A 21281-nucleotide genomic window follows, 5' to 3' on the forward strand; every position below is an offset into this window, starting at 1 on the left:
ATGAACATTTGCACTATTATCTTTGCGGTTTGTAATCTGATAACATGCAGCGAAAGATCATATATCTCATAAACCCTATTTCCGGTACCAAAGGAAAATCTTCCCTGAAGGAGTTGATCATCAGGGAAACCCGTAAACGTCAGATACCCTTTGAAATACTGCCTACTTCCGCCGACGGCGATTATGGTTTTATTAAACATAAAATAGAGACGGATAAGATAACAGATGTGGTGATCTGCGGTGGCGATGGAACGGTGAACCAGGTGGTAAAAGCCCTGGCGTCAACGGAGGTTCAGTTTGGCATTATTCCAATGGGATCGGGTAATGGACTGGCCCTGGCCGCCGGTATTCCCAGGGCCAGCGCAAAGGCCCTGGAGGTAGTATTTACCGGCAAGGCCATTTTAACCGATGGCTTTATGGTGAATAACCATTTTGCCTGTATGCTGTGCGGATTGGGTTTCGATGCGCAGGTAGCCCATCAGTTTGCCGATCAGCCCAAAAGAGGGTTGGGCACGTATGCCTCCCTTACCACGCGGCATTTTTTCAGTGCCCGGCCCTACCCTTTCAGGGTGAATGCCAATAAGCTGGAATTCAGTACAGAAGCGTTTTTCCTCAGCATAGCCAACAGCAACCAGTTTGGAAATAATTTCACCATTGCACCCCAGGCGGTTCTCAGCGATGGCCTGCTCGATGTGGTGATCGTAAAAAAAATAGCCAAACCCCTCCTGCTGTTAACCGTAATGCGCCAGGTACTGGCCGGCCGCATCAGGCGCATCGAGAACTCCATGAATTCGCCGGTCATCTATTTTCAAACCGATGAATTATTTATCAGCAACCCCGGTGAAGCGCCCATCCATATTGACGGGGAGCCATGGGAATGCCAGCGGCAATTGCACATCAAAGTTTTACCGCGCTATTTTAAATTGATACACGCTAACGTACCGTAAGGGAATGCGTGTTCTTGATTAAATTCTGAAACATGGAAAATGCCTGTTGGTTACTACTGCTGCCCAAGGCGCCGGCAATATCTTTTTTCTCGCTTTTGGTAAGATGAAAGTTCAATGCAGCCCGGGCATCATTCTTTTCGGGAATGTACTGGAAACAAATATTGTAAAAATAATTCCCCATCATTGACTGCGCCAGCCCCATAAGGTCATTCTGGCTGTACTCCTGCATTTTATACCAGTTGTATTCGAGCAATAACATGGGCTTGGTAGCTATTTCAGTAATATTGGATGATTCGTATGGATGTTCCCAGCCACCGGTCTTGCGGTCGCGGATGTGCAGCAAAACCACGCCCGAAGTGTTTTCCCGTATCCATTGCTGAAATACCTGAATAAAACGAAGCGCCGTTTCCTGGCCGTAATTATCGCGGATGCCGGCATCCATAACATCTATCACCGGATCGCTGGGCAGCCATACATTGGGCAATACGTACGGAAATGTCGCATTCATCCGCAGCGCTGTGAGCATACGAAGGTTCAGCGGGTCCTGTTTGGCAAACAATGCCTGGTAATCTACCGCATCGGGGTCGGCAGCATCCATTATATGACTGCTGTCGTAAGCCGGCCGCATCAAAAAGCTCATTGGCTGGGTGCTCACGATCATTTTGCGGCCATCGCGGGTAACAACCGAATTAAACAACATAAGGGGTATGCGCGCATTCTTTTCATCATTGTACCAGTCTTTCAGCTGCTTGTTCAGCATACCACGGGTATTGGCATTCAGCTTTTGTTCAAACGCATAACCCCGGTCTTTTATATACTCATATTCACCTACTTTAAACCGTTGGGCCGGTGCCGCCAGATCGCGGGCTACAAACGAAGTGAATAACGGGTTCAGCAGGTCGTTCGAAATATCGTTCATGTACTTTTTATCCTGTACATTGATGGGCATGCCTGCCGCCCGGGCCCTGCTCAGCTCACGGAAATAGGAAGCACCCAGCATACCACCCGAAGCACCGGTAATAAGCACGGTTTTGTTCATCAATTCGCCGTGGGTCATGCTATCGAGGTGTTGCAGCACATTCATGGTAAAGGTTGCGCTGCGGTTACCGCCACCGCTGGTGGTGATTAAAAACATCAGCGGCTTTGCTTCGGTTTGTTTCTTTTTCCAGTTCTCCAGAATGGAGATCATATTTTTTTTGTCGTTCTCAATTTTTTCGGGCGCGCACAACGACAGCAGTGTTTCGGAATTATATAAAGGCCGCTGATCCCTGTTCTTATAATTCAACCCATATGCTTTGTTGCTGGGATCAATGATCTCGTAACGGTATAACACGTTTGTTATAATGAACAATACGATCAGGAAGGGAATGCTCCAGCTTTGAAGAAAATAGGAAAACGCGCCGGATACAGCGATCAAAATGGCGAAGAACAGGGTGATACCGGCAGCCGCAGGCAGCTGGAACAATGGATTATCGAGCCAGAAACCCAATAGTATCAGCCCAATAAATGCAATGAAAATGGAAACCACCGCCGCAAAGTGATGGCGACTGAAGATGGTTTCAATGAATTCCCGGCTATAGTGCGACACATCGCGCACTTTTTTGACCTTGAACATGGCGTTCAAATACCATTCAACCCGTATCAACCGGCTTTGATTGAGCCTTGTTTCGTCTTTTTTAAACTGTGCCTTAAACAATTGTGGATTACTGATCACCGGGGTTAACCGCCTGATAATATTCTTATCGGCCCTGAAAAAATAAAAGAGGGAAAATACAACGATCAGGATCAGGCCGCTTAAAAAACCCAGCACCAGCAAGGCAATTTCGCCATATGACATCAACTCCTTGTTGCAGTCGAACGCCACAGCCTTGATAAAATAAAAGATCAGGAACACCAGGGGAATTCCCACATTGTTGATGCAATATTTTAAAAAGGGGTTGGAAGTAGTGGCCAAAAACCGGAAATGGCGGCTGAACAAAATAAAGGTGGTAATGTTCCAGCTCATAATGAACACACCAATGGCCATACCCACAAACAGGGTACTCAGCATACTCACATTACCCAGGTATTCGGGCGCCAGGTACAGGGAATCGGCGCCGAAGGTCTTCATAAAACTACCATTCACCGTGCTGAATAATACAAACCAGAAGATCAGCAGCACCTGAAATTTCTTAAAGTGCAGCATAACCAGCTGAACTGGAAATGAATGATATAATCCTTGCAAAAAAAGTTTCATACTAACCTGGCTTCTGCCTCAATTTACTACTAAAACGAAAAGACAGTGCCAAGATTATGAAGGTTGCTTAAAAGATAATGACCGGGTGAGAAATAACATGGCCACCAGGCTCAGCAGCAGCAACATACCGGTGATCTGGTGCAGCTGTGCCATCCATTCAAATGTTCCCCAGCGATTGGGAACAATTTGGGTACTGGTTAATACTGACAGAATTCCCAATAATACCTGTACTGTTACCAGGATGAGCGGTATGCGGCGGGCCTGGCTGAATATTTTTGAGGCCGGTTGTATTCGAAAAACTTTTACCGAATAAATAATTATCATTATTAATAACGCATATGCCAGTCCCCGGTGTACAAAATGTATGGTGATCTTGTTTTCAAAAAAATTAAGCGCTAACGGCCTTTCTTTTAACAAACCATCGGGCACCCAGCTGCCATTGATGGTTGGCCAGGTATGCGCCGCAGTGGCTGCTTTATGACCGGCCATGAGGGCCCCGAAGATCAATTGCACAAACAAAATACCGATCAGTATCCATGCCCAGCGGTGGAGTGAAGGGTGGTTGATCCTGCTTTTTGGCGGGAGCTTTATTTGCATTCCCAGCCAGAAGGCATAACAGATCAACCCCAGGGCAAAAACAAAGTGCATGGCAAGCCTGGTGGGGCGAACGTATATGGCATCGCCGGTGAGCCCGCTGGCCACCATGATCCAGCCAATGGCTCCCTGCAGCGCGCCCAGCACGAACAGGGTCAGCAGGGGATTTACCATTTCCTTTTTTATGTACTTTTTGGCAACCAGGTACACAAAACCTACCAAAAATGCCACGGCGATCAGCCGCGCCCACAGCCGGTGAAACCATTCCCAGAAAAAAATATTTTTGAAATCGGCCAGCGTGAAGTCGGTATTCAGTAACCGGTATTGCGGTGTTTGCTGGTATTTATAGAATTCTGCCTGCCATTGTTGGTCGTTCAGCGGCGGAAAAGCGCCGGTCACTACGTTCCATTCAGTGATGGAAAGGCCCGAACCGGTGAGGCGGGTGACGCCGCCCAATACCACTTGCACCAATAACATGATCACCCCTAAAAATATCCAGTTCGATACTGCCCGGTTGGCACGTTGTTCAAGAGATATGGTATTCATTGCGGCGCAAAGGTAAGGCGGAACCGGTTACCAGCTACCAGTTTCCGGTTTCCGGTTCCTGCCGCCATCCGAATGCCGGTTCACGGCTCCCTATTGCGCCACCTTGATATACCCCCAGCCTTCGTGCTGTTTGGAAATTATTTCATAAATGGCGTCTGGCACCACATCAACCCCGGCCACTAACTGTGATTTATCTACGTTGTTCCGTTTCATGGTCATGCCGCATACCTTAAAACTGGCTTTTTTGCTCGCGGTCAACTCCTGAATGGCATCTGCAATGATCGATTTGTCTTTCATCACCATGGGCAGGGCTTCACTGTATATGGCCACTTCCAGCTGAGCTTCGGGCCGCGCCTGTGAAATACCGCGTATTTGCCTGATCACCGCTTTTTGCGCAGCTGTATCGGCTGTGGTAATATCGAAGATCACTTTGTATGCAGCAGATTGCGCCATCGTTAGCACCGGTAAAAGCACCAACACAACGATCAACATATTATTCTTACGCATATAGTTGGTTTTAAAGATCAAATAATGAAAGCTATTTCTTTCCGGGTGGTTTTGCCTGTTGAATAGGATCGTATGGGCCGAACTTATGTTGCTGTTCCGAAAAGGTATCTGTAAACGGACCGAAAGGATAATCAACCGGCTTGGAGTTTTTCTGCGGCCAGTCTTTCGACAGATCTTTATGTGGACGTGATTGCACATTTATATATGCAGCAACATCCCAGGCCTGTTCATCGGTCAATTGCGAATTACCGTGAGAAGCGCCAAAAGGCATATTGTCTTTAACATAACCGGCCATTCGTGATAACCGGTATAACCCGGCGCCAATATTATAACTTGCAGGCCCCCACAACGGCGGATACAAATAGCCGGTACCGGTAGCCGAATCGGGTTTACCGGCGCCATTGGCGCCATGACAAAGCTGGCATTTTTCAATAAAAACTATTTTACCTTTTTCAGGGTCGGCTGGCCGGTCAAGATTTTTAAGGGTAGTAATACCTGAGCCCACAGGCTTCTTCCCCTTTGGCACATCGGTTCCCAGCCAATGCATATAGGCTACAACGGCCCGCATTTCGCGGCTGTTGCTGTCAAGTGCTTTTCCGTTGAGGCTTCTTTCGAGGCAGTCATTCACTCTTTTTTCAATAGATTCAATGGAACCGCTGCGGTCGCGATATTTGGGATAGGTAGAAGCTACCGCACTATAATTATTTCCCCAGGGTTTGGTACCTGCCGCCAGGTGACAATTCTGGCAGTTCATTCCGTTTGAAATATGTGCCACTTTCCCTTTGGGGCCCAGGTAATAAGCGGTGCGGGCGATCAAATCGCGGCCATAACGTATCTGATCACCTGCTTCTGTATGTGGAATGGCGTTGTAATCAGGCGCCTGCCAGGGCATTTCCGGTTCATTGGTTAACGACAAACTTGCCGTTTGTTTTAAAACAGGGGGTTGGCGCAGTTTAATATTAAGCCAAACGGCAAAAGGCACTGCAATTACTACTAATAATCCAATTATCAGTTTTCGGTTCATGTTGTAGAAAGCAAATCGTGTACAGTTTATGTTGCCTGCCGGGCATGCCCGGCAGGCAACATGGAACTTGTATAATTAGAAGGAGTTAAAAATCAGAAATACTCAAATCAACACCGTTCAACTTATCCGGCAAAGCAATAGGTGCAGCCCTTTTCCTGTGCCCGGCCCAATGCCCATACACCCGAAGGCACCACCTGAATGTTTGGCAATACACCAGCCAGCCATTCTTTCTTCACTGTTTCAGCATCCATTTTCAGCATATCGGCAGCCACGGCACTGTAAACAGTTATTGCCATATTGCAGGCGCAGAACATAACACCGCTATCCTGCAATTGGTTAATGCCTATGGGTACGTTACCTATACCTGGTACTTTAAAATCGCCATCCTTGGGTTTCCAGAATGGATTGCGGGTGGCAGGTTGCTTTGTTAAAGGGTCATTGGCTTTAAACAGTTCGCCCAGTTTGTATTTTTCCCACAAATCGCTATTCAATGCATACGGAATAGCGTCGTGACGCAGCACTACCACCACGCTGCAATCTTTTTCAGGAGTTCCGGTAGCGGCATTTGTTAGCAAAAAGACCTTTGGCCAGGCAAATGGCATTAATTCATGCGGTTGTGTTGCATCGAATACAATACGGTGCTTCCCCTTTATTTTATTAAACCACGCTTCAGGATCAACTGATCCATTGTCAGACAATAAAGATTCTGCCTGTGCCTGAAAGGGAGCAAGAGAAACGGTACCCAGCGCGGTTGCGCCTGCGGCCAGTTTACCTAAAAAATCGCGGCGCGAAGAGGGATTCAAGTTGTTGTTTTGCATATACAGCCAATTTTAGTTTTAGAAAATGGAGTAATGGCTGGTTTTATACCAGCATGCGGGTATGGACTCCTTTTCATGGAGTAAGCATAATGCATCATTCCTTAGTGGTGGTACAAACAGAAATCCCTAAAACATAATTACTAAACCTCTATAGTGGTTATTCAGAAGGTTGGAGACACACACGGCTGGGTTCTAAAGGAATTAATTACACAACATTAAAAAAGAAAGAAATCTCCCGCTCCACAGGTCTGGTTAAGCATTCACATTAAATTAAATCCAGATTAAAGATACTTATTCTTAAAATTAGCCACCAAATTAATGTGGCAATTTTTCACGCAGCAGGCCATACACCCAGGTTCCTGCAATAGCTGCTAATAAGGTGGCAATAATTACGGTGGCGCCGGTTCCAATCAATGCATACAGCGGCCCCGGGCATGCACCGGTGAGCGCCCAGCCGGCCCCAAATAACAGTCCGCCATAAACCTGCCCTTTGTTGAATTGCTTGGGATGCAATTCAATAGGTTCGCCATATATTGTTTTCACTTTGAATTTTTTGAGGAGCCATACCGATATAATGCCCGTTACCACTGCAGTGCCAATAACTCCGTACATGTGAAAACTTTGCAGGCGAAACATTTCCTGAATGCGGAACCAGGAGATCACTTCAGCTTTAACCAACAGTATACCAAACAACAAACCGGCTACCCCGTATTTTATCGAATACCACCAGGGATGCTGAATATTTGATTCATTAATGCAGATGGTATCCAATGAACGAACTTCAAAATCGGTATTGGTCTCTTTTATAATGGAAGGCTTTGTTATTATATTCTTTGTTTCCATAGTCAATGCTTTACATGTTTAATACAACAGGAAGGATGAGGTTGGCAGTAATAAAACCGCCGATCATAAAACAACAGGTGGCTACCAGTGAAGGCCATTGCAGGTTTGAAAGGCCCATAATGGCATGCCCCGAAGTACAACCCCCGGCATACCGCGTTCCAAAGCCAACCAGGAAGCCGCCGCCAATCATCAATATAAAACCCCGCACCGTGAACAGGGAAGGCCAGTTAAAAAGATCAACCGGAACTATGGAACTATAATTATGGATCTTATACTGTTGCAGGTCATGCACCAGTTTTGGGTTAACCGCTACAGGCTCACCAGTGCTTAACCAATTTGTTGCGATTATAGCGCCCACTAAAATGCCTGCTACAAAAAACAGGTTCCAGGTTTCTTTTCGCCAGTTGTATTTGAAAAAAGGTATATTGGCCGGTATACAGGCAGCGCAAATATGCCGTAACGAAGAAGAAACGCCGAATGATTTATTTCCCATTATCAGCAACAGGGGTACGGTTAGCCCGATCAATGGACCGGCTACATACCAGGGCCAGGGTTGCTTGATCCATTCCCAGATTTGCATGCTATATAAGTTTTTTGTAAAAATGAAGGTTTCATAAAAAAAGCTGTGCGACATAAATCACACAGCTATAATTTAGTGAATATTTTCGATGTAGTCTATTAAATCAGCAGACAATTATTATTATAGCATTGTAGTCGGGCATACATAATCGGTTATTGGGAATTTCCCTGAGTCCTTGATCGCTTTAAACCCGCCTTTTATATCTATCAAATTATCGAAACCCCTTGCTTTCAGAATAGAGATAAAGATCATTGACCGGTAACCGCCGGCGCAATGCACGTACGCGGTCTTGTTTTTATCAACCTGCTGCATACTTTCATTTACGAAATCAAGGCTGGCATTCACTGCGCCTTTCATATGCTCTGAATCATATTCGCTTTGTTTGCGTACATCCAGTACGTTTATTCCGGGGTTTGCTTCATAAGCGGCCGCAAGCTCCCCAACAGAAATGGAAGTTATGGTATCAACTTCCTTCCCTGCTTTTTTCCAGGCTGCCAACCCGCCCTGTAAAAAACCAATTGCATTATCATAACCAACACGGGCCAGGCGGGTAACCACTTCTTCCTGGCGGTCTTCCTCGGCCACAATTAAGATGGCTTGCTTGATATCCGGAATAAGCGCGCCCACCCAGGGTGCAAAATTTCCATCAATACCTATATTGATCGAATTGGGAATAAATCCTTTTGCAAAAACCTGCGGGTCGCGGGTATCAAGAATAAGCGCATTGGTTTCGTTGGCAGCAACTTCAAAAGCTTCTACACTCAACGGATGCGTTCCTTTTTTTAGCACTTCATTGATGCTTTCATAACCCTGTTTGTTCAATTGCACGTTCAATGGAAAATATTGTGGCGGCGCTGTTAACCCGGTAGTTACTTCCTTTATAAATTCTTCTTTAGTCATATCGGCACGCAAGGCGTAATTCGTTGCTTTCTGATGACCTAACGTATCGGTTGTTTCCTTACTCATGTTCTTGCCACAGGCACTGCCGGCGCCGTGGGCCGGATAAACAGTGAGCGTATCGGGTAATGGCATGATCTTATTCCGCAGGGAATCAAATAATAAACCAGCCAGATCTTCCTGCGTTAAATGAGCGGCTTTTTGCGCCAGATCGGGGCGGCCAACATCACCAATAAATAAGGTATCACCGCTGAACAAACCCACTTCTTTTCCCTGTTCATCTTTCAGCAGGTAACAGCTGCTTTCCATAGTATGCCCCGGTGTATGCAATACGGTAAAACTTACCTTACCCAATTTGAATACTTCCCCGTCTTTTGCGATATGTGCAGCAAAAGAAGGTGTGGCGGTGGGGCCATACACAATGGTAGCGCCGGTGGCTTTTGCCAGGTCGAGGTGCCCCGATACAAAATCAGCATGAAAATGGGTTTCAAAAACATATTTTATAGTGGCGCCATGACGTGCAGCTTTTTGAACATATGAATCTATTTCACGCAGTGGATCAATGACCACGGCTTCTCCTTCGCTTTCGATATAGTATGCACCCTGAGCCAGGCAACCGGTATATATTTGTTCTATCTTCATAACTATGCTGTTTAAATAATCAACGCAATTTCTATATAATGGTTTTAACAGAGTATGACTTTTATCACAAAGCAAACTAACGGCAAACCGGAACTACCCCGGGAAAAACAACTCGCGCACCAGGATAAACAAACCTGTTGCCATTACAAACCAGCCAAACCCTTTCTTTAAAGCCTGTCCGGGTATTTTTTCAGATAAAGTGGTTCCGGCAAAAATTCCCAATACGGCGATCGTTGTAAATGTGAGCAGTTGTAACCAGTTGATGGTATAATGCGACAGGGTGCTGAAAAAACCAAAGAAGGAACTTATGGCCATAATGGTCAATGACGATCCCACTGCTATTTTCATGGGCAACCTGCTTATGAGCACCAATGCGGGGATGATCAAAAATCCGCCCCCTGCACCCAATAAACCGGTAATGGCGCCAATCAACATGCCCTGCACAACAAGTGCGCCGGTGCGTTCTTTTTGAATAGCCGGGGTGGGTGTTTTTCTATTCGACCGTATCATAGACACGGAGGCGGCCAGCATCAACAGGGCAAACAATATCATTAAGAAAACACCCTTGGTAATTTCCAGATCCCCTATCGTAATTATATGATCAGGAATTACGGGCAGCAAAAAACGGCGAACTGCAAAAACCGATAACAGGGAAGGCAGGCCGAAATACAGCACCACATGAAAATTGACCAGCTGTTTAGAATAGGCCCGGGCGCCGCCCACCAAACTGCAACTGCCTACTACAAATAGTGAATAGGTAGTGGCCAGTACCGGCTGCACATGAAGCAGGTATACAAATACCGGCACGGTAAGTATAGACCCTCCCCCTCCTATTAAACCTAACGATACGCCAATTAATACGGCTGCTAAGTAACCGGCTATTTCCATGTAAATAAATAATTCGGTAAAACAAACACAGACAGGTTTTAATGATCATGTAACAGTTAACCGGGTAATGGCATACTGCATCATGCAATCATTAGGTGAAGGTGCGGGAAATAAAAAATTCAATAGGTGACGAAGGTCACAATAAGGACGATATTGGTCAAAAATGGTTTATTGTAAACAAGGCATCAAAAAAATGATTTCTAACACTTAAAGTTAGAAATTAGGCTGTATTAAAACAATGAGTGGGATCATTCAACAGCCTTTAATACATTCCGGTTATAATTGAATAATTTCAATGGCATTCCGGTGCAGTTTCACCTTTCCGAATTGCTCCATTTTCTTCAACAGCCGCGAAATAACCTCGCGCGATGAATTCAGTTCGTTGGCAATTTCCTGGTGATTGATGGTAATGAGGTTGGCGCCCATGGTTTCCTGGTGCTTTTTTAAATAGAACTCCAGCCGCTCATCCATGCCACGAAATGCAATATGATCGATGGTGGTCAATAACTCCTCAAAGCGTGAGCGGTATGTACTTATTACGAAATGATTCCAACTCTTATATTTTCCCATCCATTCTTCCATATACTGTAATGGTATGGCGATAATTTCCGTGTCTTTCACCGCCTTTGCCATTATGGCGCTGCGTTTATGTTCTGCCGCACAAACCATCGATAAGGCGCATGCCTGGCCTGGTTGCAGGTAGTACATAAAGAATTCGTTCCCCTCCTCGTCTTCCCGGTATATTTTTACCAGTCCGTTCAAAATAAGCATGGTCGACCTGAAATACTGGCCGGTACGCATCAGCTGTTCTTCCGATTTGAACGACCGGATCTCGCCCTGTTCCTGTATTTCACGTTGCAGCTCCTTTTCAAAAGCGGGAAACAGCTGGGGTATTGTGCTTAATTCCATAATGGGAATATATGTGTGTATAAAAACAAAGTTGATAAATAATATTTAAATACGGGCATGCATTATTTTTGGGCCAAATAAAACCAATTGCTTAAACTCTTCTACCAAACTGAACTCGTTGAAGCCGGCTGCGATGAAGCAGGCCGCGGTTGTTTGGCAGGACCGGTTTTTGCAGCGGCGGTTATTTTACCCGAAGGGTTTTACCACGAAAAACTGAACGATTCCAAGCAGGTTTCCGAAGAAGACCGGTACGAATTAAGAGGTTTTATTGAAAAAAATGCGGTTTGCTACCAGGTTGCCATGGTAGATCACGAAGAAATTGACCGTATCAATATTTTGAATGCTTCTTTCAAGGCTATGCACCTGGCCATTGAAAAATTAACGACAAAAGCGAAGTTCCTGATCATTGACGGGAACCGGTTCACCAAATACAAACGCGTTCCGCACAAATGCATTATACAGGGTGATGGCGAGTACGCTTCCATTGCCGCCGCCAGCATACTGGCCAAAACCTACCGCGACGATTTCATGCGGAAGCTGCACCCCGATTTTCCGCAGTATAAATGGATCACCAATAAAGGGTATGGAACCGCCGAACACCGCAAAGCCATTGAGGAATTTGGTTTAACTCCCTACCATCGCCGCTCCTTCAGTTGCACCAGCAACCAGCTGGAACTGGATATGTAATAGCTGCACCTGACTTTTTCTTCCATTTTTTATGGGTATTTAAACCTTTCAGCGGGCTGATTGTCTACTTATTACAGCCTTCCGCTTTTTGTATATAGCAGACTAACAGTTAACAGATGATTTTGTAAAATGTGATGATAATTGATCTCGTCCCGGCTAAACCAGGATGGGATCAATTTTTTTATGCCCCTATATCATCTCCGTGAAAAAATGCTCTTTCCTTTCTTCCCATTCACTTCTGATAATGCTGTAATAAATGGAATCCCTTCGTCTGCCGCCATGCATCAGCATATGACTACGAAAAATTCCTTCGGGGATCATTCCTACTTTTAACAGGGCTGCTTTGGCACGTTCGTTCAGGTTATCGGTCTTTATTTCAACCCGCTCCATTTTCATGACCTCAAAGGCAAAAGACAGCAAAGCGAATTTTGCCGGGCGGTTTATGCCGGTTCCAATAAATGAAGGGCCCAGCCAGGTACTGCCTATTTCAAGACGTTTGTCGTAAAAAGAAAAATTGAGGTAACTGGTACTGCCGCACACTTCATGGGTATGTTTATCAATAACGGTAAATGGCATTCTTAGCCCCTGCTCCCTTTCACTCAACATTTGCTGCATCCAGTCTTTGAGCTCCTGTTCGTCGCTAAGGTCTTTTGTAAAATACTTCCAGGTTTCCCTGTCTTTGGTAAGCGGTAAAAACACCTCATAATCCTGGGGGGTCATTAACCGTAGCAAAACCCTTGGCGTTTCCAGCGTAAAATTATCGGGGAAGAATCTTTGGTAATCGGTCTTCATGTTTATGCAAGCTAGCTTTTTTCATAAAATGTTTCATCTGGCATTTCAAACCATGGCCCATTCGCCCAATCCCTGGCGCACCAGCACCGGTTCATCGCCCGTGCAATCGATAACGGTTGAAGGAACCATGCCGCCAATACCGCCGTCGGCCACTACATCAACCAACTTTTCAAAATTGTCGTGCATGAGCTCGGGGTCGGTAAATTCTTCAACCATGGTACCCGGCAAAGTAGTACTTAAAATGGGATGCCCCAGTTCTTTTACAATGGTGCGGGCAATATTATTATCGGGAATACGCAATCCGATCGTATTTTTTTTGCTCTGCAATATTTTTGGGACTTCCTTACTGGCTGGCAAGATAAAAGTATAGGGACCCGGCAAATAATGCTTCAGCATGCGGTATAATGGGGTGCTGATGCTTTTTGTATAACGACTTAGGTCACTCAAATCGTAACAAACGAACGAAAGCTGCGCTTTTTGCGGATCAATATTCTTAATGCGGCAAATACGTTCAATGGCCTTATGTTGAAAGATATCGCACCCTAACCCATAAATAGTATCGGTAGGATAAATAATAATTCCGCCTTTCGACAAAACATTTACAATGGTTGAAATGTTCCGCGGTTGTGGATTTTCAGGATGAAGATGTAACAACATAACGGCAAATTATACTTTTTAATGGTAGCCTCATAGCCATTACGGCAAAATGTGCGCCCGGGACACACATGTATTTATTTATAAAAATGTTAAAGCCGTTTATGTATTCGTTACTCCTTTATGAAGTGGGCATGATTTTAATATTAAATTTGTGCAAACTACTTTCATGCAATTACAACCTGTTGACCGCGTTGAAAAGATCAGCGCATCAGCGTTTCAGCAGTGTTACTATCTGCCATTGAAACCAGTTATTATTACGAACCTGGCCCATAACTGGCCTGCCTATGCCAAATGGAACTGGGCATATTTTAAAGAAATAGTAGGTAATAAAAGAGTTGGCCTGTACAATAACGTAAAAAGCGACGCCTATACCCCCATTAACACGGCCGATGATTACAAAACTTTTGGTGAGTATATTGATATGATCAGCCGGGGACCCGCAGGCTGGCGCATTTTTCTCTTCAACATTTTTGATCATGCTCCCCAGTTAACACAGGATTTCACCTGGCCCGATCACCTGATGAAAGGGTTTGTAAAAAAATATCCCATGTTGTTTGTGGGCGGCGCCACCAGCATAACCCATATGCACTTCGACATAGACATGTCGCACATTCTGCATACCCAGTTTGCCGGCCGCAAAAAAGTACTATTGTTTCCCTTCACAGAACAACATAAGCTGTACCGGAAGCCCTTTGAGGTATTGAGCCTGGCCGATTTTTCGAATTATGACCAAAAAGACAGGCCCGATTATACCCAGTTCCCCGCATTAAAGCTGGCCCGGGGTTACGAAATGATCCTAAACCCTGGCGATACCCTGTTCATGCCGGCGGGTTACTGGCATCATATGGAGTATCTTGACAGTGGTTTTGCTATGAGCCTGAGGGCGTTACAATCATCTATCAGTGGTAAGCTGCGAGGTGCCTGGAACCTCTTCGGTATGCGGAATATTGATACCCTGATGAAAAAAACAGCTCCCAAATGGTGGTATGAGTATAAAAAAACAAGTCTTTTAAAGGCCGCCGAAAAAGAACTGGTGGCAGCCGACCTGCACTAAATGATGGATTTTTTAATTACAGTTTGATCCAACTTAAGAATTTACAGTTATGGACCAGACATTAAAATTATTTTAAAAAAATATTGATTTTTAAGAAAACTGTCTTTATTTTTACCGGGCTATGTGCTGAATTAACATTCTCACCCAGCAGCGCACAAAACACTAATCCAATCTCCCGATTTCCAACCATCCAATTTCCGTTAACCCTCCAATTTCCATTTAAATCATAAAACACGTTTTTATTTAAGTACGGATATTCATTTGTTCGTACCATAAATTGTCCGCCACCCTTTTTAATTATCTCTGTTTACCGTGTTGGTGATCCTTTGTGCCTAGAAACTGCAAAAAAAAGATTGTACCAGTAACTGAAACTAACTGCTCTTACTCCTGTATTGGCAGCCAACTTTTAATTTACTAACCGTAGAAGGGGATTGTCCCGTATATGCGAAAGGCATTCCAGCCAGCATGCACTGATGTCACCTTCTCTACCAAATATATCCAGTCTGTCCATCATCCATTGAACCCCAGCTTCCATTAAATAATTTATTTAAACATATAGCTTAACTTCTTTCTTTTTGTGGTTTCAGAGGTAAGCACAGGCCGGCGATATCCATCGCTGGCATCTTTTTTTTATACAGGTCTGTAACTATCACAAATAATAAAGGCTTCATTGCTGAAGCCTGCTGTATCTAAAAAAAATAATGATTTCTTCAAACGCTCCGCTTCTTTGCAAAGAACTTCTTACTCACTGTCACCAATGGCCTTTCTACGTACAAATAAACCAGGTATCCTGCCGCTACAGTTACCGTAAACAGTACGGCCGTGAACAGGTAGGGATTGCTATCTATTTGCAGCCATCTCAGGCAAATGGCCGTTGCACTCAGGGTAAATGGGTGAAACAGGTATAACGAATAAGATGAATTACCCGCTTCGAACGCCAATCTTTTCAGGCGGGATGTACTTCCTTTTATAAATCCTTCGAGACATAAAAAACCCGCAAATACCAATAGCATGGGAACGCCCCATAGCCAGCCCCGGCCTTCTTCCTGGTTGGGCATATTAAAAACCGCTTCTGCTGCAAGCAACGCTGCTCCCAATATGCAAAGGCTTACACCCAGTGCCGTATTTGACCTCAGGATCTTTCTGTCGAACAAATAAAAGCAAGCCATTCCGTATATAAATTCTATATACAAATTACTGGTCAGAAAATTAAAGGCTATCCCCTGGTAAGAGAATAACACACCGGCAGCAACCAGTACTATTAGTATAACCGAAGATAATTGTATGGCTTTGTAAGTTCCCTTGTGAATAAGTATGCCAAACAGAATATAAAAGAGGAACTCATAGCTGAGCGTCCACCCGTTTGAATTAAGATATCGTTTACCGTTGGGAAATAAAGTATAGGAAGCCCAGATGGTGGTTTCGCCGCCTGATGTATTTACAATTTCAGGCCACAAAAAAAAGATGATCAACCCTACAGTGGTGGTGATCCAGTAAAGCGGAATGATCCTTCGTATGCGGTGAAGCATGAACTCGCGAAAGTTCAAATGGCGGCCAATGGTTGACACACACATGATATAACCTGAAATAATAAAGAACAGGTCGACCCCCGCCCCGCCAATTGAAAAGCCGCTTAATGCGCCATTACCATATTGCCCGCCTTTAATAGATATATGCAACAATACCACCAGCAGGGCAGCAATGCCCCGCATGATCTGGATGGATTCAATATTGGAATCGTTCTTTTTGGTAAAAGAATGCAGTGCTGTCGATTTTGAAATGCTCACGCCGGTAATTAGGTGTCTTCTGTTGATCAGGCAATGGTCCAGGTTTCTTTGCCCCTTAACAGTTTGTCAAGGTTTCCTTTGCCTTTGGCCACTACGTCATCAATTTGCATTTGCATCACATCTTCATAACAGGCCCGGTCGGTTTCATAGAACACCCCAAATGGACGTGGCAGGTGTTCAGGCGCGCGCGGATCATCAAACATGCGCACAAGGATCTGTGCTTTATAAAAATCCCGCTCATCATGTACCCACAAGTCGTCGGTTGATGTGCCATTGTTGAGGTCAACAACCACCGGTTTAAACCCATCGAGTTTGATGCCTTTATCCTGTTTGGCGCCAAATACAAGCGGCTTGCCATGCTCCAGGAAAAGGGTGTTATCGGGTTTGCTTGCCTTCTCGGTAAACACCTCAAATGCGCCATCATTAAAGATGTTGCAGTTTTGATAGATCTCGAGGAAAGAAGCGCCTTTATGTTTATGGCTTCTGATCAATGATTCCTGCAGGTGCTTGGGATCACGATCCATAGTGCGGGCAATAAAAGTAGCATCGGCGCCCATGGCCAGTGCCAGCGGGTTAAAGGGATGATCGATACTGCCATACGGGGTTGACTTTGTCACCTTGTTCTCTTCTGATGTTGGCGAATACTGGCCTTTTGTTAACCCGTAGATCTGGTTATTAAAAAGCATAATATTCACATCAAAATTGCGGCGTAATAAATGAATGGTATGGTTGCCGCCAATACTCAACGAATCGCCATCGCCGGTCACGATCCATACACTCAGTTCGGGGCGGGAAGCTTTCAGTCCACTGGCAATAGCGGTAGCCCGGCCGTGGATCGAATGCATACCATAAGTATTCATATAATAAGGGAAACGGCTGCTGCAACCGATACCCGAAATAATAACAATGTTCTCTTTTGGAATTCCCAAACCCGGCATAATCTTTTGCACTTGCGCCAAAATGGAATAGTCGCCACAACCGGGGCACCAGCGCACCTCCTGATCGGTGGCAAAATCTTTTGGGGTGAGGACAGGAGCTGTATTTTCACTCATAGATATAGAATTAATGCAAAATTATCGGAATAACCAACAATGAACAAGGATAATTAATGGAGCGAACTGTTAATACGCAGGCGGGGTTGCCAAATGTTGCTGAATTCGTATTTTCAACGCCTAAAAAACCGACGCATGCAAAGGTTTGTATTTTCTATTTGCCTGTTCCTAACTATCTCAGTTGCAGCACAAAACAAACAATCTGTGACCGTTACAGATATGCTTAAAATAAGATCCATCGGCAATGTTACCCTTTCGCCCGATGGCAGCAAAGCCGCATTTACGGTAACGGCCATTGAAAATGATGCAGAAAATAAATGGGATTATAAATATGTGACCCAGATCTGGATGGTTTTAACTGATGGCAGTTCGGCTCCCCGGCAACTGACCACCAAAGAAAATTCCGTTCAACCTGCCTGGAGCCCCGACGGCCGGCAATTGGCCTTTGTGCGCGGCGTTGATGGAAAATCACAGATCTTCCTGCTTTCCCTCGATGGCGGCGAAGCCATGCAGCTGACAAAATATAAATATGGCGCCAGCACACCCAAATGGAGCCCCGATGGAAAACAGTTGCTGTTTGCCGCCAATATTCCCCTGGCCGACCTTATAAAAGATTCCATATTAAACCCCGACAAAAAAGTTCCCACCTGGCCAATTGAAAAACCGGGTTTTGAAAAGAACGAACAATTGAAACCCGCTACGGCAAAAGCCAATCCCGATGGCACCCTCGATGAAGTAAGGGCGTACCTCGACAACAATATTGCCGATAAAAAGGCCCGGGTGATCACTAAATTGAATTTCCAGGATGAGCAAAACATCAACAGCGATCTCAGCTTCACTCATTTCTTTATAACTACCGCCAAAGCGGGCGAAATACCTGTAGCTGTAACCCACGGGTTTTACAATTTTAATTCGGCCGACTTCACGCCCGATGGCAAACAGCTTGTTCTTTCGGGCGATGTAGATTCACTGGAGCACCCCAACCGCTCGCTGGAAAATGAGATCTTTATTGCCAATACCGATGGAAGCCAGTTTCATAAGGTGCTGGGTGAAGAAGAAAAAGTATATTTCTCACCAGTCGTTTCCCCTTTGGGCAAATGGCTGGCTTTTCAGTTTAGCGATGTGTCGTTCGTAAAGATCCCGCAACTGGCCATTATGCCATTAAATGGTTCGGTAAAAGATATGATCCTCATTCCGTTCGACCGGTCGAAGGGTAACCTGGTGTGGAGCAGGGATGAAAAATACCTTTACTTCTCTTCAACCAGCAATGGAGGTATTCCACTTTACCAGGTGAATATGAAAACCAAACAGGTTGAACAGTTAACTGACTACAATGCCGGTATCGGCAGCTTTGATGTTGCGAATAATAAACTGGTATACGTAAAGACTGAAGTGGCCAATCCCTTTGAACTGTACCTGGCCGATGCCAATGCAAAGAATGCCAAACGTATCAGCAGCTTTAATTACGATTGGGTTCAGAACAAACAACTATCATTCCCTGAAAAGAAGACCTTTACCAATGAACAGGGAATGACGATTGAATACTGGGTAATGAAACCGGCCAATTATGAGCCCGGCAAAAAATATCCGTTGCTGCTGGAGATTCATGGCGGTCCTTCCGCGATGTGGGGCCCCGGCGAAAGCAGCATGTGGCACGAATACCAGTTCTTTTGCAATAAGGGCTATGGTGTTGTTTACTGCAATCCCCGTGGCAGTGGCGGTTATGGCGAAAACTTTTTGCGGGCCAATATCAACAACTGGGGCAAAGGCCCAACCAGTGATGTATTAACCGCCCTCGATAAAACCGTTGCCGAAGGATGGGCCGATACTTCGAAACTGATGGTTACCGGCGGGTCTTATGCAGGCTACCTGGTAGCCTGGATCATTGCCCACGATCACCGGTTCAAAGCAGCCTGCTCACAACGGGGAGTATACGATTTAAGCACATTTTTTGGCGAAGGCAACGCCTGGCGGCTGGTGCCCAATTATTTTGGCGGCTATCCCTGGGAAGCTGCTGCCAAAGCCACCCTCGAACGCGAATCGCCTATGACCTACGTTCAGGATATTACAACACCTTATATTATCTTTCATGGCGATAATGACCGGCGCACCGGTTTTGTTGAAAGTGAAATGCTGTACCGCAGCCTGAAAGTACTGGGCCGCCCTGTTGAATACGTACGGCACCCTAATGGTACCCATGAACTTACCCGTAGTGGCGATAACCGGCAACGTATTGACCAAATGTTGCGTACCTGGGAATTTTTTGAAAGATGGATCAAATAAAATGCATATTGCTTAATAAATACAGCACCTAGTGAATAACAAGCTACTACTTTACGGCTTACCTGTTTTGGTATTACTGGTTATCTTTTACCCTTTGTTCCAGGCTAATTTTGCGTACCTCGACGACTTTCACCAATTATGGTATAATGAAAAAGGCGCCACCTGGAACATCTGGCTAATACATGGAAGATTCATCGGCGGCCTCTTTATGGAAAAAGTATTTACTTCAATAAATACTATTGACGCGGTAAGGTTAACCAGGATCATCTCTGTGTTAGGCTGGGTAGTGGCCATTTGTATTTATGTGAAAGTGGCCATGCAATGGGCGCGCTTTAATTTAATCGATAACCGGCTGGTATTGATCAGTGCAGTATACCTTGCCTGTAACCTTACTGTTGCCATCGCCAACGGATGGGGCGGCACCTGCTTTGAGATCTTTTTTACAGTTATAGCCGGGTTGTTAAGCGGACATATTTTATATGCACAGCTGAAAAAACACAATAAAATTCAGGCGGTTCCCATACCCATGCAATTGCTGGTACTGGTATTAGGGCTCATCTCCTTATTTACCTACCAAATGGGTATCGGTTTTTTCCTGATCCCTTTCTTCCTGCATTTTACCAGTAAGAAATATGAAAAACCCGACCGTTTTTTAATTACCGGTGTTATCGCATTCTTTGTAATTATAGCAGTATACTACGGCTCCTTTAAATTACTTTTAAACATCCTGGGGGAAGGAGAATCGGACCGGGTGCATTTACACATCGACATCCTGGGCAAGCTCTCATTTTTCTTTGGGGTGCCTACCGCACAGGCATTCAGCTTTAACTTCCTGTTTAATTTACACAGCATCATTTCACAGGCTTTTTATATTGTAGCCATTGCTGTATGGGTTATTTACACGTTCGCTACGCAACGCAATAAACCGGTTGCCAATAAGATCATATACCTTGCAGTAGTGTTTATACTGCAAATGCTGATATACATTCCGGTATTGGTAATTGCCGAAAATTTCTCTTCGTACCGTACCATGCTTCCATTAAACATGGCAGTGGCATTAATGCTGTTGAATATGATCTTTGAATGGATCAAAGCTCCTTCCTGGAAAGATCGCTTTGCTGTAGCAGCCATGTTGATATTTGTTGGCGTGGGCTTTTATAATTTCCGTTTCAACTTCTTTAAACCCATTTTGGAAGAATACCAGCTGGTGCGGGCGAATGTGGAGAAACAATATTCCCCGGGTATTAATAAAGTTTACTTTCTGCGGCCACCTGAGAATTTTTACGAGGATAAATTTCATGTGCATTATTACCGCGATGAATTTGGTGTTCCTTTAACCCACAAGGACTGGGTGCCCGTACCGTTCGTTAAACAGGTCATTTATGAAAAAACCCGCGATAAAGAGATCGCTAAAAAAGTAGAGGTAGTTATGTTCGATTACGCCGAAGCGGAAGCCTTCAATAAACAGGTAGCATTAAAAGAAGAACATACCATGGCAGTTGATGTGCCGGCTTTATTCAATAATAAGTAGGCCCTTC

Annotated in this window: 19 protein-coding genes; 5 read left to right on the forward strand and 14 right to left on the reverse strand. The window is 44.9% G+C overall.

Features of this window, described 5'->3' with window-relative positions:
- The first annotated feature begins 44 nt into the window (after window positions 1-44).
- Window positions 45-947 (forward strand): diacylglycerol/lipid kinase family protein, encoded by a 903-nt coding sequence (locus tag A3860_RS01725; RefSeq protein ID WP_081144799.1) that lies wholly within the window; start codon window positions 45-47, stop codon window positions 945-947.
- Here the strand turns inward: A3860_RS01725 and A3860_RS01730 are convergent.
- From A3860_RS01730 to A3860_RS01775, 10 genes are all read right to left on the reverse strand, one after another.
- Entirely contained in the window at window positions 934-3183 is a 2250-nt protein-coding gene (locus A3860_RS01730) for a patatin-like phospholipase family protein (protein ID WP_081144800.1), read from the reverse strand. The genes A3860_RS01725 and A3860_RS01730 overlap by 14 nt on opposite strands.
- 54 nt (window positions 3184-3237) lie before the next feature.
- Entirely contained in the window at window positions 3238-4323 is a 1086-nt protein-coding gene (locus A3860_RS01735) for a COX15/CtaA family protein (protein WP_081144801.1), read from the reverse strand.
- A 90-nt stretch (window positions 4324-4413) separates the two neighbouring features.
- Window positions 4414-4830 carry a DsrE family protein gene (locus tag A3860_RS01740; RefSeq protein WP_081144802.1) on the reverse strand — a complete coding sequence of 139 codons (417 nt, stop codon included), beginning with the start codon at window positions 4828-4830 and terminating at the stop codon, window positions 4414-4416.
- Window positions 4831-4861: 31 nt separating this feature from the next.
- Window positions 4862-5746, reverse strand: a complete 885-nt coding sequence (locus A3860_RS01745; RefSeq protein WP_245843452.1) for a c-type cytochrome — start codon at window positions 5744-5746, stop codon at window positions 4862-4864.
- Window positions 5747-5976: 230 nt separating this feature from the next.
- Entirely contained in the window at window positions 5977-6672 is a 696-nt protein-coding gene (locus A3860_RS01750; protein WP_081144804.1) for a twin-arginine translocation signal domain-containing protein, read from the reverse strand.
- Between the two features lie 315 nt (window positions 6673-6987).
- Window positions 6988-7515 carry a DUF6691 family protein gene (locus tag A3860_RS01755; RefSeq protein ID WP_081144805.1) on the reverse strand — a complete coding sequence of 176 codons (528 nt, stop codon included), beginning with the start codon at window positions 7513-7515 and terminating at the stop codon, window positions 6988-6990.
- 10 nt (window positions 7516-7525) lie between these two features.
- Window positions 7526-8095, reverse strand: a complete 570-nt coding sequence (locus tag A3860_RS01760; protein ID WP_216823356.1) for a YeeE/YedE family protein — start codon at window positions 8093-8095, stop codon at window positions 7526-7528.
- A gap of 120 nt (window positions 8096-8215) precedes the next feature.
- Window positions 8216-9634, reverse strand: a complete 1419-nt coding sequence (locus A3860_RS01765; RefSeq protein WP_081144806.1) for an MBL fold metallo-hydrolase — start codon at window positions 9632-9634, stop codon at window positions 8216-8218.
- 93 nt (window positions 9635-9727) lie between these two features.
- Window positions 9728-10522 carry a sulfite exporter TauE/SafE family protein gene (locus tag A3860_RS01770; protein WP_081144807.1) on the reverse strand — a complete coding sequence of 265 codons (795 nt, stop codon included), beginning with the start codon at window positions 10520-10522 and terminating at the stop codon, window positions 9728-9730.
- A 276-nt stretch (window positions 10523-10798) separates the two neighbouring features.
- Complete coding sequence (locus A3860_RS01775) at window positions 10799-11431, reverse strand: Crp/Fnr family transcriptional regulator (RefSeq protein ID WP_081144808.1); 633 nt, start codon at window positions 11429-11431, stop codon at window positions 10799-10801.
- Between the two features lie 87 nt (window positions 11432-11518).
- Here A3860_RS01775 and A3860_RS01780 point away from each other — a divergent pair, with 87 nt between their 5' ends.
- Complete coding sequence (locus A3860_RS01780; RefSeq protein ID WP_081144809.1) at window positions 11519-12118, forward strand: ribonuclease HII; 600 nt, start codon at window positions 11519-11521, stop codon at window positions 12116-12118.
- Window positions 12119-12307: 189 nt separating this feature from the next.
- On the opposite strand, the gene A3860_RS01785 is transcribed toward A3860_RS01780, so the two are convergent.
- Together A3860_RS01785 and A3860_RS01790 are read right to left on the reverse strand one after the other, a co-directional pair.
- Window positions 12308-12910: a GNAT family N-acetyltransferase gene (locus tag A3860_RS01785; RefSeq protein ID WP_081144810.1), complete on the reverse strand. Its 603-nt coding sequence runs from the start codon at window positions 12908-12910 to the stop codon at window positions 12308-12310.
- A gap of 45 nt (window positions 12911-12955) precedes the next feature.
- Entirely contained in the window at window positions 12956-13567 is a 612-nt protein-coding gene (locus A3860_RS01790) for an L-threonylcarbamoyladenylate synthase (RefSeq protein ID WP_081144811.1), read from the reverse strand.
- A gap of 166 nt (window positions 13568-13733) precedes the next feature.
- On the opposite strand from A3860_RS01790, the gene A3860_RS01795 reads away from it, so the two are divergent.
- Window positions 13734-14621 (forward strand): cupin-like domain-containing protein, encoded by an 888-nt coding sequence (locus A3860_RS01795; RefSeq protein ID WP_081144812.1) that lies wholly within the window; start codon window positions 13734-13736, stop codon window positions 14619-14621.
- 710 nt (window positions 14622-15331) lie between these two features.
- Here the strand turns inward: A3860_RS01795 and A3860_RS01805 are convergent.
- Both A3860_RS01805 and A3860_RS01810 read right to left on the reverse strand, forming a co-directional pair.
- On the reverse strand, window positions 15332-16408 hold the full coding sequence (locus A3860_RS01805; protein WP_081144814.1) for an acyltransferase family protein: 1077 nt from the start codon (window positions 16406-16408) through the stop codon (window positions 15332-15334).
- 26 nt (window positions 16409-16434) lie between these two features.
- Window positions 16435-17460, reverse strand: a complete 1026-nt coding sequence (locus tag A3860_RS01810) for a 2-oxoacid:ferredoxin oxidoreductase subunit beta (RefSeq protein WP_081144815.1) — start codon at window positions 17458-17460, stop codon at window positions 16435-16437.
- 135 nt (window positions 17461-17595) lie between these two features.
- On the opposite strand from A3860_RS01810, the gene A3860_RS01815 reads away from it, so the two are divergent.
- Together A3860_RS01815 and A3860_RS01820 are read left to right on the forward strand one after the other, a co-directional pair.
- The gene (locus A3860_RS01815; protein WP_081144816.1) at window positions 17596-19743 is read left to right on the forward strand and encodes a S9 family peptidase; all 2148 of its coding nucleotides are present in this window, start codon (window positions 17596-17598) and stop codon (window positions 19741-19743) included.
- Window positions 19744-19774: 31 nt separating this feature from the next.
- Window positions 19775-21274 carry a hypothetical protein gene (locus A3860_RS01820; RefSeq protein WP_143773896.1) on the forward strand — a complete coding sequence of 500 codons (1500 nt, stop codon included), beginning with the start codon at window positions 19775-19777 and terminating at the stop codon, window positions 21272-21274.
- Window positions 21275-21281 lie beyond the last annotated feature (7 nt).

The organism is Niastella vici (genome assembly GCF_002077945.1).
Taxonomy (GTDB): domain Bacteria; phylum Bacteroidota; class Bacteroidia; order Chitinophagales; family Chitinophagaceae; genus Niastella; species Niastella vici.